Source organism: Diplocloster modestus (assembly GCF_019042245.1).
In the GTDB taxonomy this organism is placed as follows: Bacteria; Bacillota; Clostridia; order Lachnospirales; family Lachnospiraceae; genus Diplocloster; species Diplocloster modestus.
The window spans coordinates 89,595-106,726 of the sequence record NZ_JAHQCX010000007.1 but is presented as its reverse complement, the minus strand read 5'-3'; the positions used below and the strand labels follow the sequence as shown (position 1 = coordinate 106,726).

Sequence of the window (17,132 nt, the reverse complement as noted above, 5' to 3'; positions counted from 1 at the left end):
GGAATTTATTCACAACTATATGTAAAACAGAAGAGAATTACATCCTTGTGTGCACGGTAACGGAAAAGAAATGAAATTCGAAATGAAGGATGTGAGAAAAACAAAAATAAATGTGAAATATGCATAAAATGATATATAAAAAATGGTTAATATATCACAAAAATACCAACAATATCAAATAAAAATTGACATATTTTGCATGTTTGATTATAATGAAATGGAACTGTTAACGTACACATTAAAGGAGAGAGACGAATGAAAGGAAGAATGAAAAAAATTATTTGTGCGGGACTTATAACCGTAATGGCGGCCGCTTCTTTAGCGGGATGCGGAGGAAAAAAAGAAGGGGAGCCATTAAAAGTCGGAATTATGCCGGCATCCGTAGGAGTTCCCGTTCAGTATGCGTATGACAAGGGATATTTTGAAGAGGAAGGCCTGAAGGTAGAACTTTCGATTTTCCAGACAGGTGCTCCGATTAACGAGGCGATCGCTGCGAAGCAGATTGACCTGGCCGCTTCCGGGGCTGCTACGATCTTCTCACTGGCATCCGGTAACTGTACGCTGCTGGCTGAGCTATGTACCTCCGGCGGAATGGGCATCTATGTGAGACCGGATTCCGATATCCTGAGTGTCCAGGGTGAACTTACCGATACCCCCGATGTATATGGTTCTGCGGATGTACTGAAGGGCAAAACGGTTCTGGGGCAGCTCGGCACCTCGGCGCAGTTGAATGTTTCCAAATACATGGACAAATTCGGATTGACCAGTGACGATTACACCATGGTACATATGGACGCAGGCCCCGCTTTCCAGGCTTTTGTGGCAGGAGAAGGGGACGCGCTGGCAGCTTATCCGCCTTATTCCTTCAATGCGCAGAACGAAGGCATGGTACAGATCACAACTTTCGAGGAAGCCACCGGGTTCAGCATCATCGACGCGCTGTTCGGCAGATCGGAAGTGATCAAGGAGCGCCCGGAAGATGTTGAGAAGTTTATAAAATGCGTAATCAAAGCCGACGAGGAATTAAAGGATGATGCGCTTCGAAGCGAATACTCCATGAAGTTCTTTAAAGATAACGGAAGAGAATACTCCGAGCAGGATATGGCGGATGAGATCGCTGTAAGAAAATATATGGGTAAGGATGACTTTACAGACGGCACCTACTCCTTTGGAAAATGCTTCACCGATCAGGGAGAGTTCTATGTGGAGAATGGTAAAATCACAGAAGACCAGATCCCGAACCTGTATTCCTCATTGGATCCCAGTTATCTGAACAAGGCGCTGGGCATCGACATTAAACCGGAAACAAAATAATGACAGACTTTTGCGGGGCTGCGCTTCGATCTATATAGGACTGAGGCGGCAGCTCCCTCAAAAGAAGGAGGAACTCCATGAAAGAGAAAAAATATACGCTGATCTCTATTGCGGCCGTGGCCATTTTCCTGATTATCTGGCAGATCTGCGCGGCTATGAATCCGGGCGGGATGCTACCCACACCGGTGGCGGTAGTGAAAGCTTTCTTCCTGAAATTTACAGATAAAAACCCGGATGGAGCCACGATGCTTGTACATCTGGCAGCTTCCTTAAAGGTGGCGCTGTCGGGTTACCTGATCGGCCTGCTGGTCGGTATTCCGCTTGGAATCTGCATGGCCTGGTATAAGAAATTCGATTGGTTCGCAAGACCTCTGTTTGATCTGATCCGTCCGGTTCCGGGCATCGCCTGGATACCGCTGATGATTATTCTGTTCGGAATCGGTCTGCTGTCAAAATCTATGGTTATCTTTATCTCATCCTTTACCGCCTGCGTCATCAATTCCTATTCCGGTATCAAGCAGACGGAAAGCGTCCATCTGTGGGTTGGCCAGATCTACGGGGCCAGCAACGCGACACAGCTTTTCAAGATCGCAATTCCCACCGCGCTTCCTATGATCATGACCGGGATGAAAGCGGCGCTTGGGACTTCCTGGGGCGCATTGATCGCGGCGGAGCTCCTGGCATCCACAAAAGGCCTGGGCTTTATGATCCAGCAGAGCCGGGGACTTATGCGGGTTGACATTATCATAGCAGGTATGGCGATGATCGGTATCGTGGGGGCACTCTTAGGCGTCCTGCTGAATCTGCTGGAAAAACTGGTACTGAGGGGAGGCAGATGGTAATGACGAAAAAACTGTTCAAAGACAGAGATGATTTTTGGCGGCTGATCTGCGGGATCATAGCGATTCTGGGATTCCTTCTGATCTGGCATTTCGGAACCAACGGAACCAGGCTGGGAGAGATTATGCCGGGTCCCGTCGTCATTTTGAAAAGCTTCTTCGAGGCATTCACCCAGAAGACGGCCGGTTACACTATATTCGGGCATACGTTCTGGAGCCTCAGCCGGGTTCTGGTGGGATATTCCGTGGCCTGTATCCTGGGTATCAGCCTGGGGCTTTTGATGGGAAGATACAGACTGGCGGAAGCCATTTTCCGTCCATTCTATGAAATGATCCGTCCGATTCCCCCCATTGCCTGGATCTCCCTGGCGATTCTGTGGTTCGGCCTGGGTGAGACCATGGCGTACTTTATCATTTTCCTGTCCGCGTTTAACAACATTACGATTAATGTGTTCATGGGAACCAAATCCATCAATCAGGAGCTGGTCGGCTGCGCGAAGATGCTGGGGGCCAATGAAGCCCAGGTGTTCCGCACTGTGGTCATTCCGGCTACGATCCCTTATATCTTCGCGGGGATGCAGATCGGTATCTCATCCAGCTGGGCGGCTGTGGTGGCGGCGGAAATGGTCCGTTCTTCCAAAGGCCTGGGATTCCTGATTGTCAGCGGTATGGATATCAACAATATTTCTCAGATCTTTGTGGGAATCCTGGCGATCGGTATCGTCGGCTTCCTGTTAGCAACCATTATGAGAGGAGTGGAAGGCAAATTATGTCAGTGGAACGTGAGAGGAAAATAGATGCTCCGGTAATCGAATGCAAGGCTGTCCATAAGAAGTTCCTGAACCTGGCAGGAGAAGAGCACGTGGTGATCGGCGACATCGATCTTCAGGTGAAAAAAAACGAGTTCCTGGTTCTGTTCGGACCCGGGCAGTGCGGAAAGACCACGATGATCAATCTGATCTCCGGGCTTTTGCCTGCCACTTCCGGTGAGATTACGGTCAACGGCAAGACAGTCACAGGGCCCGGCGCCGACAGAGGGGTTGTCTATCAGACCATCAATCTGTTTCCGTGGCTGACTACCATGGGAAATGTGGAATACGGCCCGAAGATCCGGGGTGTTGGGAAAGAAGAACGGCAGAAGAAGGCCCAGTATTACATTGATCTGGTGGGCCTGCAGGGATTTGAGAAAGCCTATCCGGTAAAGTTATCCGGCGGCATGAAGCAGCGTGTGGGAATCGCCAGAGCCTACTGCAACGAGCCGGATGTGCTGCTGATGGACGAACCTTTCGGCGCGCTGGATGCTCAGACACGCTATATGATGCAGGAAGAGATCGAAAAGATCTGGCAGAAGGAAAAACGGACGGTTATCTTTGTCACGAATAATATAGAAGAAGCTCTGTATCTGGCGGACCGAATTGTCGTGTTAAGTAACTGCCCGGCGACCATCAAGGCGGAATATAAGATTGATCTGCCCAGGCCCCGAAGCTATGTGGATCCCGAATTCCTGCGGCTGCGCAAGGAAATCACCAGCATCGTGGATATTACGAAATAGGAGGAGAGCAAATGAGTCGTGGAGCGAATATAAAGGCGGTAAATTTAACGAAGAAATTCGGAGATCTCCTTGTATTGGATAATATGAACTTTGAGGTGGAGGCAGGCGAGCTGCTGTGTGTGGTAGGGCCCACCGGATGCGGGAAGACCACCTTCCTAAACAGCCTGACGAACCTGTATCAGATCACCTCAGGCCAGATCCTGATCGATGACGAACCGGTGGATCTGAAGAAACATAATGTATCCTATATTTTTCAGGAGAATTCTACGATGCCGTGGCTGACTGTGGAAGAGAATATACGGTTCGGCCTGGACATCAAAAAGGTCGGTGAACAGGAGAAAAAGGAGCGGGTGGAGGAATTCATGGAGATCGTAGGCCTGACTCCGTATCGTAAATTTTTTCCCAGACAACTCTCGGCCAGTATGCTGCAGAGGGTATCGATTGCCAGGGCATTTGCCACGAAGCCGAATCTGCTGCTGATGGATGAACCTTATGCCCAGCTGGACATCGAATTGAGGTACAAGTTGGAAGACGAGCTGATCAAGCTCTGGGAAGCGACCGGAACTACCGTAATGTTTATCACGCATAATATTGAGGAAGCCGTCTATCTGGGGCGTAAGATTCTGATTCTGACGAATAAGCCGACGACGGTTAAAACCTTCCTGGATAACCCGCTGCCGAGGCCCCGGGATATTGCCAGTGAAGAATTTGTAAGATTAAGAAATCAGGTAACCGATCTGATCAAGTGGTGGTAAACATACAGGATGCTAAGCCGCATGCTTATCGGTTAAATGGTGGCAGGGAAGTATATAGAATCTGTATTCGAGAGGATGCAGTAGGAGGTAAATGTGAAGAACGAAAAACAACGTATGCCGAATGTCCTGATTCTGCACAGCGACCAGCACAGCGCCAGGGCCTTGGGTTGTTACGGCAATAAACAGGTAATCACGCCGAATCTGGACCGTTTGGCCGGAGACGGTATCAAAATAGATCATGCATTTACGCAGAACCCCATCTGCACCCCGTCCAGGATGTGCATGTTAAGCGGGCAGTACGCCCACAACATTGGTTACTACGGACTGATGGGGGAAAAACCGGAACACCTGCCGAATATTTTTGAATATTTCAGAGAGCAGGGCTACCGGACCGGAGCGGCGGGAAAATTACATACGCCGGCCGGCTGGGTGTCGGACGCCTGTGATTACGTGGGAGACGGATACGGCTTCGAGCATCCGGTCAGACCCTGGAACCGCAGGATGGAAGAGGGCTGCCAGGGATTAAAGGGTGATGACTACTCGGTCTATCTGGCCGAACATGGGTTATATGAGAAGCGGGATGACAAGATCCTGCAGGAATGGTTTCAGCAAAATGAGCACAGGAAAGGACAGTGCGTGGATTCCCGATTTTCCAGGATACCGAAGGAGCATTCCATGGAGGCCTGGACGGCCAAGTGTACCAATCAATTTATTGAGGAGTGTGTAAAAGAGGAGAAACCCTTCTGTTACTGGATGACCGTTCCCAGGCCGCATCAAACCTATGCGCCGTGCAAAGAATTCTGGGATTTGTACGAGGGCGTGGATCTGGAACTGCCGCCAAACGCGGGAAATGACATGCATGACCGGTCGGCAGCGGCCCGGTCCACCCAGGAGAATTTCCAAAAAAACGGAGACTGGATGCTGTTCGAACCCCGGGATTTCGATGAGGCGAGAAAGCGCGTGCTAAGAGGCTACTATGCCTGTGTTTCCCAGATGGATGACGCCATGGGCCAGGTACTGGATAAACTGGATGAATTGGGAATCAGGGAAGATACAATCATCGTCTACACGACAGATCACGGTGAGTTTGCAGGGGAACACGGAATGATCGAGAAAGCACCTGGGATCGGCTTTGGCTGTGTCACCAGGATACCCATGATCTTTTCCTGGAAAGGAAAAATGAAGGCGGGCGAGGTGCGGGATGCTCTGGTGGAATCCATCGATATTCTGCCTACGGTGTGCGAGCTGGCAGGGCTTAAGCGTCCGGACTGGGCGGATGGGAAAAGCGTGGTACCGGTACTTCGCGATGACACCAGTATCCGGGATATCGCGGTTACGGAGAACCCGAATACGAAAACGATTCATACAAAACGGTATAAGCTGACCCAATATCTTCCGGAATTCCAGGGAGAAGACTTCGGAGAACTCTTTGATATGGAAAATGATCCTTATGAATTACAAAATCTGTATTTTGATCCTGCGTACCAGGAAGTGGTGCAGGAACTCAGATATAAGCTCTACTGCTGGCTGGTCCGGACCACAAGAATCAAGACGGCGAATCCGACGATCCCCTGCACCGGTCTGGAAAAGGATGTGTCAGGCGGGATGTCCTGGGATCTGGCTCCCTACTATGGGGTCTATGACAGGGATGGCAGGATCGGGGAGAGATTCTATCAGGATCTGATCCAAAAGGGCATGAGGAATTATCTGTAGCAGGACACGAAGTGTTCATAGCGATAAAACGGGAAATTCACTGGATGGAGGGAGAGAAAATGCCAGCTCTGAACTTGTTGATAAAACCGGCCTCCGGCAGTTGTAACCTGCGATGTGAATACTGTTTTTACAGGGAGCTTTATCAAGCCAGAGATCCGGGGAGCGAACGTCTTATGAAGATGGACACCCTGGAGCAGATCATGAAAAAGGCCATGGACTATGCGCAGGACGAATGTGTGATCGGCTATCAGGGAGGTGAACCGACACTGGCGGGCCTGGATTTTTATCGGGACGCGGTTAGGCTTCAGGAACAGTATAACACCAGAAATCTAGTTATTCACAATACGATACAGACGAATGGCTACCGGCTGGATAGGGAGTGGTTTCCATTCCTGGCTGAAAAAGGATTTTTGGTGGGGATATCCCTGGACGGTACCAGAGAATTGCACGACCGGTATCGAAAGACACAGCAGGGGCGGGAAACCTTCGACGGCGTCATGGATACGATCCGGCTGTGCAGGCGTTATGGAGTGCCATTTAACATTCTCACCGTGGTGACCAGAGACAGTGCGGTCTTAGTCAGACGGATCTATCAGTTCTTTAAACGGGAACAATTCCAGTATCTTCAATTCATTCCCTGTCTGGACCCTTTTGGCAGGGAAAAGGGAATGGAAGAATACTCCCTGAGTCCGGCAGAGTACGGCGGGTTCCTGATCCGGCTGTTCGATCTGTGGTACGCCGATGTGTTGAGGGGGGAGCAGCCCTATATCCGCCAGTTTGAGAATTACCTGGCATTGCTGCTTGGAAACCCGGCGGAGTGTTGCGATATGAACGGTGTATGCGGGAGGCAGAATGTGATCGAGGCGGACGGGACCGTCTATCCCTGTGATTTTTACGCCATGAGTGCCTTTAAGCTTGGGAATCTTAAGGAATGCTCTTTTGAAGAAATCGAAGAACACCGCCGTGTGTTAGGATTTGTAAAAGAATCTCAGGAAGCGCAGAAATTATGCGCTGCGTGTGGTTATTTCCGGATCTGCCGCGGCGGCTGCAAACGAAACCGGCTGCTTCTGCCGTCCGGAAAATATGGTGGGAATTATTTTTGTGAGAGTTATAAAATGTTCTTTGCACATGCGCTGCCAGGATTGATGGAAATCGCATCGCATATAACAGCCGGATAAAAGAAGGAAGAATCTATGGAAATACTTATATTTTTCATCAGTTTTCTGTCGTCGGTCGTGGGAGCGATCTGCGGGATCGGCGGCGGAGTGATCATTAAGCCGGTGCTGGATGCAGCAGATATTATGGGAGTTGCCGCCATCAGCTTCCTGTCGGGCTGTACGGTCCTGTCCATGAGCGTGGTATCTGTATTCCGGCAGATGCGGCAGGGAAGCGGGAAGATCGACTGGAAAACATCCACACCGCTGGCTGTGGGAGCGGCAGCTGGAGGGATCATCGGAAAGAGCGGGTTTCAATATGTGATTGGCTTTTTCGGGGATCAGAACCAGGTTGGGGCTATCCAGGCGATGGTGCTGATCGTTCTGACAGTGGGGACTTTGATTTATACATTGTGCAGTACCCGGATCCGGACTCTGCATGTCAGGAATACGGCGGTATGTCTGGGGATCGGACTGGTGCTGGGGGTACTGTCCTCATTTCTCGGAATCGGCGGCGGGCCGATTAATCTGGTAGTGCTCTATTATTTCTTTTCCATGTCCGTAAAGACGGCGGCGGTGAATTCGCTGTATATGATTATGTTCTCACAGGCGACGAGCCTTCTGCACACGCTGACTGGAGGAAATGTTCCGGAAGTGCCCGGAGTATTTCTGGCCGTGATGGTAATTGGCGGCGTGCTTGGGGGATTGCTGGGAAGCAAGGCGCACCGGGTGGTATCGGAGCGGGCGGAGAAGGTTTTGTTTGTGATGCTGATGATGGTGATTATTGGAATTAATGTTTATAATTTTGTAAAGTTTTGCTGACGATTGACAATTGGGGACATGTCCATTCCAGTTTGGGACATGTCCATTTCGATCATTTTATTAAGTGAATAAGTATCGGGCAAAATGGACATGTCCCAAACTGGAATGGACATGTCCCCAATTAGGGATTCGGCTTTATTTTAAGCTTGCGGATATGGGAAAGATATGATATACTATCCGAGTATGAGAAATCAGCCGGTATTCGGAAATTGGACACTCCGACCTTTTTCTTAGTATCAGGCGGTTAAAATAACAGGAGGAAGAACAATGATTTCGAAAGAAAAGAAACAGGCAATTATTGCCGACTATGCAAGAACACCAGGCGACACCGGTTCACCGGAAGTACAGGTAGCCATCCTGACCGCGAGGATTCAGGAGTTAACCGAGCATTTACAGGAGCACCCGAAGGATCATCATTCCAGAAGAGGTCTTCTCAAAATGGTTGGTCAGAGAAGAGGCTTGCTTTCTTATCTGAAAGACATGGATATTGAAAGATACCGTACTCTGATTGAGCGTTTAGGACTTAGAAAGTAAGAAACTTTGAGGGCGGTTCTCGTAACCGCCCCATTTTATCGTACAGAATTTTACAGAATACAGCCTGAAACCGACAGCAGCCGAAACCTGTGCGATGCAGTAGTTAACCAGTGATGGATTGCGGGCAGTAAGAGCCGAGACCACTGAAAAGAATATCCGTGCCGCGGCGGGTGGATTTTTCAGTAGTTTCGGAATCTCCCGCTTTCTGAATATAACAAGTTTAAAGGAGATTAGGAAATATGTACAAGACTTTCACAATGGAACTGGCCGGCAGAACGATGTCCGTTGATATCGGAAGAGTAGCGGCGCAGGCAAATGGTGCGGCTTTTATGCACTATGGGGATACGACCGTGCTGTGTACGGCCACCGCATCCGATAAGCCCAGAGATGGGATAGACTTCTTCCCGCTGAGCGTAGAATATGAAGAGAAATTATACGCAGTAGGGAAGATTCCCGGAGGCTTCAACAAAAGAGAGGGAAAGGCTAGCGAGCATGCGATTCTGACGTCCCGTGTAATTGACCGTCCCATGCGTCCGTTGTTCCCGAAGGATTACCGCAATGATGTGACCTTAAACAATCTGGTTATGTCCGTTGATCAGGACTGCAGTCCTGAGATCATCGCAATGATCGGAGCTTCCATAGCAACCTCGATTTCCGATATTCCTTTTGACGGACCGATTTCCGGTACGCAGATCGGCCTGGTAAACGGCGAATTGGTGGTCAACCCGACCGCGGAGCAGAAGGCCGCATCCGACATGGCTCTGACCGTGGCGTCCACGAAGGAGAAAGTGATTATGATCGAAGCCGGCGCCAATGAAGTGTCGGAAGATATCATGATCGAGGCCATCTACAAAGCCCATGAAGTAAACGTCCAGGTAATCACATTTATTGAGAAAATCGTTGAAGAGTTCGGTAAGGAAAAACACGGCTATGAGAGCTGCGCGATTCCGGAAGAACTGAATGAAGCGATCAGAGCGATCGTGACTCCGGAGCAGATGGAAGCAGCTGTATTCAGCGATGTAAAACAGGTCAGAGAAGGAAATATCAGAGAGATTGAAGATAAGCTGGCGGAAGCCTTCGAAGAGGAACATCCGGACTGGCTGCCTCTGATCGGCGAAGCCGTATACCAGTATCAGAAAAAGACTGTCAGAAAGATGATCTTAAAAGACCACAAGCGTCCCGACGGCCGTGCGATTACCCAGATCCGCCCGCTGGCCGCAGAGATCGACCTTCTGCCCAGAGTGCATGGTTCCGGTATGTTTACCCGTGGACAGACCCAGATCTTAAATGTAACCACCTTAGCTCCCTTATCCGAAGCCCAGAGATTAGACGGACTGGATGAGGCGGAGACTGGTAAGAGATATATGCACCACTACAACTTCCCGTCCTACTCGGTAGGGGAGACAAAGCCTTCCAGAGGGCCTGGAAGACGTGAGATCGGACACGGCGCGCTGGCAGAACGTGCCTTAGTTCCGGTACTTCCCAGCGAAGAAGAGTTCCCTTATGCCATCCGTACGGTATCTGAGACAATGGAATCCAACGGTTCCACCTCCCAGGCCAGTGTGTGCGCTTCCTCCCTGTCCCTGATGGCAGCCGGAGTGCCGATCAAGAGAGCTGTCGCCGGTATTTCCGTAGGTCTGGTAACAGGAGATTCTGATGACGATTATCTGGTGCTGACGGATATCCAGGGGCTGGAAGATTTCTTCGGCGACATGGACTTCAAAGTAGCCGGTACCCATAAAGGGATCACGGCGATTCAGATGGACATCAAGATCCACGGCCTGACACGCTCCATTATCGAAGAGGCATTTGTAAAGACCAAAGAAGCGAGAACTTATATTCTGGACGAGGTCATGACACCTGTCATTGCAGAGCCCAGAAAAGAAGTTGGAAAGTATGCGCCTAAGATTATCACGGTACAGATCGATCCTTCCCAGATCGGTGATGTGGTAGGACAGCGCGGTAAGACGATCAACGCGATTATCGATCAGACCGGTGTATCCATCGACATCAATGATGATGGCCTGGTGTCCATTTGCGGCGTAGAAAAAGAGGGCATGGACAAAGCTTCTGCTCTGATTCACACGATTGTTACGGACTTTGAGGAAGGTAAACTCTACACAGGTAAAGTGGTCAGCATTAAAGATTTTGGCGCATTCCTTGAGTTCGCTCCCGGAAAAGAAGGTATGGTCCACATCTCTAAGCTGGCAAAAGACAGGGTAAAGACGGTAGAAGATGTTCTGACTCTGGGTGATGTGATCGAAGTGGCATGCCTTGGGAAAGACAAGATGGGCAGAATCAGTTTTAGTTTGAAAGATGTAGATAGATATAAAAATAAGGAAACGGAATAAAGATAGGTATGCTGTAATGCGTGTTGCGTGGAAAACCGCGTGATAGGTGTTTTAGATATCGGTGAATGAAACATTGGTGTTGCGGCAGTATATCAACTGAATAGTTTTCATAAGTAGTTTTATGAACGAAGAATACGGTAGATGGTTACTAATCATCTACCGTATTTTCAAAATATCATTAAGAAGATATAATAGTCTATAAAATGATGGATATGATTTCTATTTCTCGATTGATGACAGCGGATTTGAAAGTGGTAATGATATGTGTATCAACTTGTATGCATGTTTAAATACCATGGTAAACGACCCTACCGATACTTCGAAGGCGCCACCCCAAACTGCTTTTTAAAACACTTACTGAAATACAGAGGATCCGTAAAACCAACCATCTGGGCCACCTGCTGAAGGTTCGTATATCCTTTGTCCAGATAATTCTTAGCGGTCTCCAACTTTTGCTGGCCAATATACTTAATCAAAGGGGCCGCGAACTCCTTATGGAACTGACGGCTCAGATAATTTTCATTGACGTACAGCTGAGAAGCCAGCCATTTGACATTCAGATCCGGATTGGAAATATTCTGTTCGATTAATTCCACACACTTTTCAGCCAGCCTTCTACCGGAGGTAACTTTGCCGGCGCGGACAAAAACCAGTATCTGGCGGTAAAAATCACAGATAAATTCGATACAGTCCGCCGGTTGATCCCGGTCCATGACCTCAGTCAGGGGGTCATAGTATTTATCAAAGACATCTGCCAGAGCAGTCTTATTTTCCTGTAAAAACATCATACCAGTCATGATAAAATCGATCCGCAGCATGTTAAAACTTTCAAAATCCATAGTAAAAGCCTGATGAATACCGGAAGGCAGCGATTTCGTATGTATCCCCTGCCCCATAAACGTCTGTTCAACATAAGCAGCCAGATCCCCGGCATTACCGGTGCGAAGCTGTTTGAGCACGCAGGAGCGGATGCTGTCAAAATCAATCGGATTCCTCATAGACGCGTGCATATAATCATCAAAAGAAATGATCCCCATATCCATGACCGCCTGGGTATACTTTGACAAAAATTTGGTGTCATAGTAACAGCGGTAGATGTTCTGGTACCCCTGATAGCGCCTGCTGTAGAATATCGTAACCGGCAGGTTCAGATTAAACAGCAGCCCTTCCCGGAGACTCTGACAGATCAGACGGACGTTCTGAGAGAAACTTAAGTCCCGCGGATTGGAGCCCAGAAGAATATTCAGATGATAAAAAGAATCACTGAACACCACACAGTTCTGATAATCACAGAGAGTATCCTCCACACATTTGGCAACAGTGCCCAGCAGATCGTCGATATCCGTCTCATCCAGCAGATGTTTTTCAAACGCGTTGATGTGGAGCGATATGATCTCGAATTCTCTGGCATCGATGGGAAGCTGGTAAAAGCGGAACTTATCGATCAATTGCTGCTCGCTTAAGGGCTGCCGGCCGGACACGACCCAGTTCAGGAATTTGTCCCGGATCATCTTTTCGCTGACCATAGCTTTGCTGTACAGATGAGAGACATACTGGTCCTGCTGCCTGGATGAATTGAGCTGGTCCAGCACTTTTAGCATCAGAGTTTCCAGTTTTTTGGGTTCGATAGGTTTCAGAAGATAATGGTACACGCCGATATTCAGCGCCTGCTGGGCGCAGCCGAAGCTGTCATTCACGGTCAGCATCACACACTGGACGTTCGGATGAGTGTCCCGTACCTGTTGTGCCAGCTGCAGGCCATCCATATTGGGCATATTAATATCACAGATCATCACATCCGGAACTTCATTTTTCATAATTTCCAGTGCAGCCAGCCCGTCGGCGGCATCCGACAGGATCTTAAAGCCCATGGAGGACCAGTCCAGAATCTGATGGAGTCTGCGCAGGATCAGCGGGTCATCATCTACGAATAATATTTTATACATGACATATCCTCCTGGCAGTTAGTAGGTTTTTGGAAAACGCATGGTGATGTTCGTTTCAACACCCGGAACGGAATGGATCGTGAGCCCGTAAGAATTGCCATATTTCAAATGGATCCGCTCCTGTACGTTCTGAATCCCGAAATGCTTCGGCATGGAGATCGCCGTAGGGACGAACAGGGATTGCAGTGTTTCTTCCGAAATGCCCCGGCCGTCATCAGAGACTGTGATGCAGATAATCTGCTCACTGTCGGAGGTTACCCGGATGTGGATGTGCCCGTTTTCCCGGTATCCCGCGAAGCCGTGGAGGACTGTATTTTCCACCAGAGGCTGCAGCAGCATCTTCAGAATTTTCAGTTCTTTCAGATCCTCATCCGCTTCGATCTGATAGGTAAAAAGGCCAGGGGTCCGAATTAACTGGATTTCCAGATAATCCCGGATCATATGAAGTTCTTCCCGAATGGTGATCAGGTTACGCCCTTTGCTTAAGATCCCACGGTAATAACGCCCCAGATGATAAATCATGGATGTGGCGGTATCCTTTTTTTCATCGGTTACCAAGCTGCTGATATTATCCAGACAATTATAGAGAAAATGAGGATTGATCTGCGCCTGCATTAACTTCAACTCATACTCCCGCCGCTGATTCTGTTCATTATAGATGCGGGTGGTCAATTCCCGGATATTATTGCTCATATGCTGGAAGCGGTCGGCCAGGAATCCGATCTCATCACTTGATTTGACCGGAACCGGCGCGCCGAAATTACCCTTTCCGGCTTCATCAGCGTAATCCGCCAGCTGACGGATCGGGCGGACCAGGCTTTTGGCCAATATCTGGGACAGCAGGATCGTAATGACCAGCACCAGTAAACCTATTACCGACAACAACAGGGTCAGGCTCAGAGCTTCCCTGTAAACCCTGTAATAACTCATCGTGTAAAAGACATGGAAGTTCCCGGACTGGGTCGGAGATGTCAGCATCAGGCTGCGGCGCTGGTCCCAGGATAGGACCTTAGAATTCTTAGTCTGATCCACGGTCAGACTATATGCCTCGTCCGGCACAGGTGTCTGCAGAAGCGCCCTGTTCTGCGAGGAAACGATCGTACCTTCCGTATCCGTGATAAAGAACATCTCATCATTTTCATCCGATACATTCCGATAAGTCTCATAAAACAAATCCTCTTTGACGTCAAACGACAGGATCCCCAGACACACACCGGTATCAATATCGATCAGAGATTTGGAAATATTAAAGGCACTCTGCCCGCTTTTTTCCCTGGGAGGCCCGAAAATCATCTGTCCGCCTTTCGCGGTAATCTCCTTATAGAGCTGCTGCATTTCCGGCGTAGGCTCACTGATCTCATCCGTTTTGATATCAAATACCCTGCCGTCAAAGGTCTGTACATAGCCATCGTAAACCAGGCTGCCGATGTCCATAATATTGTATACAGAAGAGTGCATGGCGGTGGAAAACATATAACTACCGTATGTATTATCCGGATAAGAGGTACAGATAGCCGTCTGAAGGGCGGAACTGGTGGAAAATGCCTTAATATTATATTTCACATTAGAGACAATCCGGTCCGCCTGATCGCAGACAAGTATCAGTTTATCCATGGAGTTCTGCATCATCTCCTTCTTTCCATTGTGTACCAGCAGGGAAATGGAGAGGACTAGAATCATCAGGATCGATATCACATTGAGCGGTAAAAAGAGAAGAAGTACCTTTTTCTTTAAATTTAACTGTTTCCAGATGGTTGAAATTTTCATCGCATTACTCCTTACCTTGTATGGATATTCGTGATGGCCGGCAGCTATCGATAGTATCCAATAGAACATTCTTATTATATAATAGAGAAATGAAAATGGACAGCGGTTTCCGCGAAGCGATTCGTTTTTTCCATGTGAGGTCGTAAAATTCCATTCTCTCAGAAAAGAAAATGATTTAGGATAAAGACATCAAAGATGCCTGATCAGCCCGCAGGAGGAACCGTGAATAGGATTGAGAATAAGCCGGGAAATGCGTGGTTGATCAAACGGCAGCGAAAAAGGGAGGAAATAATATGTGTAAATGGAAGAAATGGATGTCACTGGTACTGGCAACAGCTATGATCGGTACGCTGACCGCCTGCGGCGGCTCCGGCGGAGAAAAGGACGCAGCGGCCCAGGAGCCTGCGCAGACCCAGACGGAAAAACCAGCGGATGCTGCGGAGGCGCCGAAAGATACAGCGGCTTCCGGTGAAAAAGTAAAATTGAACATGTTATTTAATGATACCGATGAAAACGTTCAGGCGGAAATGAAATATGTAATGGAACATTTACCGGAAGTTCTGCCCAATGTGGAAGTAGAGCTGGAAATGAGCCCTGGGGATGCCCAGACCTATGAGACCAAGGTCAGAACCATGATCGCGGCAGGCGGAGAAGGCCTGGACGTATGGTGGGAGAGAGGCGGAAGCTGGGCGACTCCGATCCTGGAGTCCAAGAGCGCGTTACCTCTGGATGATTATCTGGAAGCCAGCGGTTACTGGGACAAAGTAATTCCTTCCGCGAAACTGCCGGCAGCCGACGGACATACATATGGTATCCCCTTTGAAGATATCTCCTATGAAATCATGCTGTACAATAAGAAAATCTTTGCGGACAACAATCTGGAAGTACCCAAGACCGCAACAGAGTTAAAGAAAGTAGTAGAGACTCTGGCGAAAACGGAAACCGTTCCAATCTCCGTAGGAGCCAAAGACGGCTGGTGTGCTGCCATGATGGTGGAAGGCTTCGCATACTCGATCGATCCTGAAATCACTAAAAAGATCGTGGACGGCCAGGCGAAATTCTCTGACGAACCCTACACCAAGGGCGCAGAAGTAATGAAAGAACTCATGGACATGGGCGCATTCTCCAAGAACGTGGCGCTGACCGGTATTGATGAAGCCCTGCCGTTATTCGAGACCGGTAAAGCTGCCATGATGGCCAACGGTTCCTGGGCAGTGGCATCCTGCGCCGATAAAATGGGTGAGGATTTCGGATATTTCTACTATCCGGTAGTTAATGACGCAGACGTGGATAAATACGGCAAAAACTGTGCAGGCGGTGTAAAACAAAACTCCGGCATGATGGTATATGCTGGAACCGAACACCCCGACGAGGCAGTCGCCCTGTGCCAGGCAGTTGCCGAGCTTCGCTGCAAATATGTATACGAAGAAAAAGGAAACCCTTTCACCGTCTACAAAGCGGACGTAATGGGCTGGAAATACGACAAAGACTTTGCGGAACCGGTAGCACAGCTGGCGGCCGACATGCAGAACTTTGGATTTGTCTATGGCCTGGTACAGGACGTGATGCCTACGGCAGCCGCATCCTCAGGAGTAATGCAGGCAACCAGTAAGTTTATGACCAATACTGCAGATTACGGAGTGGAAGATTATCTGGCTGATATGGATAAAGCGGCATTGGAAGAATAAGGATAGCTGACTGAGGGGGGAGGTTTCTGGGGCCGGGATGAGAGGGAAGCGGCAGGGCCTTGCGGGGAGGGACGGAAAATCCCGTGGGGCCAAATCGCTTCGGTCGGCCTAAGACCGGGTAACTCCGATAATGGGAGAACCTCTTATTGGCAGGGCCTGGAACAAACTCGCCAAAATGCGGCTCGGACAGTGTTCCAGGCCCTGCGAGGTTCTCCCATCATCTGCGTAACCCGTTCTAAGACCAGCCTCAAGCGATGTGGCCCCACGGGATTTTCCGTCCCTCCCCGCAAGGCCCCGCCGCTTCCCTCTTATCCCTACATTATAACAGGCTGATTTTCAGGTGTATTTCTACTGATGTACGACTATTCGGACGGATATTAGGTTCTGGAGAAGAAGATTTTAGGTATATCAATTATAGCCATATTGCGACTGGTTTGACTATATATATTATATTTTCATGGATAGAAGATCAATAAGTGTCGCTTGCCCTTTTAAGGTGATAAAGGACAGTTTGTATCTTGGAATATTTGTCAGGAAGAGTCAATTTTTAGGTTATTTATTGAAAAATTCCAGATAGTTAATTAGTAAATTATTAAAAGACAAATGGAACAATTGAAATCATAGAAAAACGTAGTTAAAAGAATTGTAATTATAAGAAACACAGCTAAAAGAAACGTAGTTATAAGAAACGCAGTTA

General features: G+C 48.7%; 13 protein-coding genes. 11 read left to right on the top strand and 2 right to left on the bottom strand.

Annotated features, from left to right (window positions below; all coding sequences use genetic code 11):
* Positions 1 to 255 precede the first annotated feature (255 nt).
* The 10 genes from KTH90_RS11975 (at position 256) to KTH90_RS11930 (ending at position 11,034) form a co-directional block, all read left to right on the top strand.
* Positions 256 to 1,314 carry an ABC transporter substrate-binding protein gene (locus KTH90_RS11975; RefSeq protein ID WP_158352835.1) on the top strand — a complete coding sequence of 353 codons (1,059 nt, stop codon included), beginning with the start codon at positions 256 to 258 and terminating at the stop codon, positions 1,312 to 1,314.
* A 77-nt stretch (positions 1,315 to 1,391) separates the two neighbouring features.
* On the top strand, positions 1,392 to 2,156 hold the full coding sequence (locus KTH90_RS11970; protein WP_158352834.1) for an ABC transporter permease: 765 nt from the start codon (positions 1,392 to 1,394) through the stop codon (positions 2,154 to 2,156).
* On the top strand, positions 2,156 to 2,950 hold the full coding sequence (locus KTH90_RS11965; RefSeq protein ID WP_158352833.1) for an ABC transporter permease: 795 nt from the start codon (positions 2,156 to 2,158) through the stop codon (positions 2,948 to 2,950). Before KTH90_RS11970 ends, KTH90_RS11965 begins: the two co-directional genes overlap by 1 nt.
* Complete coding sequence (locus KTH90_RS11960; protein WP_158352951.1) at positions 2,929 to 3,705, top strand: ABC transporter ATP-binding protein; 777 nt, start codon at positions 2,929 to 2,931, stop codon at positions 3,703 to 3,705. Before KTH90_RS11965 ends, KTH90_RS11960 begins: the two co-directional genes overlap by 22 nt.
* A gap of 11 nt (positions 3,706 to 3,716) precedes the next feature.
* Positions 3,717 to 4,460, top strand: coding sequence for an ABC transporter ATP-binding protein (locus tag KTH90_RS11955; RefSeq protein WP_158352832.1), 744 nt, complete (start codon positions 3,717 to 3,719; stop codon positions 4,458 to 4,460).
* A gap of 93 nt (positions 4,461 to 4,553) precedes the next feature.
* On the top strand, positions 4,554 to 6,173 hold the full coding sequence (locus tag KTH90_RS11950; RefSeq protein ID WP_158352831.1) for a sulfatase family protein: 1,620 nt from the start codon (positions 4,554 to 4,556) through the stop codon (positions 6,171 to 6,173).
* 44 nt (positions 6,174 to 6,217) lie between these two features.
* On the top strand, positions 6,218 to 7,351 hold the full coding sequence (locus tag KTH90_RS11945; RefSeq protein WP_330655993.1) for an anaerobic sulfatase maturase: 1,134 nt from the start codon (positions 6,218 to 6,220) through the stop codon (positions 7,349 to 7,351).
* A 15-nt stretch (positions 7,352 to 7,366) separates the two neighbouring features.
* Positions 7,367 to 8,149 carry a sulfite exporter TauE/SafE family protein gene (locus KTH90_RS11940; protein WP_158352829.1) on the top strand — a complete coding sequence of 261 codons (783 nt, stop codon included), beginning with the start codon at positions 7,367 to 7,369 and terminating at the stop codon, positions 8,147 to 8,149.
* Between the two features lie 267 nt (positions 8,150 to 8,416).
* Positions 8,417 to 8,683 (top strand): 30S ribosomal protein S15, encoded by a 267-nt coding sequence (rpsO, locus tag KTH90_RS11935; protein WP_158344110.1) that lies wholly within the window; start codon positions 8,417 to 8,419, stop codon positions 8,681 to 8,683.
* Positions 8,684 to 8,922: 239 nt separating this feature from the next.
* On the top strand, positions 8,923 to 11,034 hold the full coding sequence (locus KTH90_RS11930; RefSeq protein WP_158352828.1) for a polyribonucleotide nucleotidyltransferase: 2,112 nt from the start codon (positions 8,923 to 8,925) through the stop codon (positions 11,032 to 11,034).
* A gap of 308 nt (positions 11,035 to 11,342) precedes the next feature.
* On the opposite strand, the gene KTH90_RS11925 is transcribed toward KTH90_RS11930, so the two are convergent.
* Both KTH90_RS11925 and KTH90_RS11920 read right to left on the bottom strand, forming a co-directional pair.
* Positions 11,343 to 12,980, bottom strand: a complete 1,638-nt coding sequence (locus KTH90_RS11925) for a response regulator transcription factor (protein ID WP_158352827.1) — start codon at positions 12,978 to 12,980, stop codon at positions 11,343 to 11,345.
* An 18-nt stretch (positions 12,981 to 12,998) separates the two neighbouring features.
* Complete coding sequence (locus KTH90_RS11920; RefSeq protein WP_158352826.1) at positions 12,999 to 14,747, bottom strand: cache domain-containing sensor histidine kinase; 1,749 nt, start codon at positions 14,745 to 14,747, stop codon at positions 12,999 to 13,001.
* A gap of 293 nt (positions 14,748 to 15,040) precedes the next feature.
* On the opposite strand from KTH90_RS11920, the gene KTH90_RS11915 reads away from it, so the two are divergent.
* Positions 15,041 to 16,435, top strand: coding sequence for an ABC transporter substrate-binding protein (locus KTH90_RS11915; protein ID WP_158352825.1), 1,395 nt, complete (start codon positions 15,041 to 15,043; stop codon positions 16,433 to 16,435).
* Positions 16,436 to 17,132 lie beyond the last annotated feature (697 nt).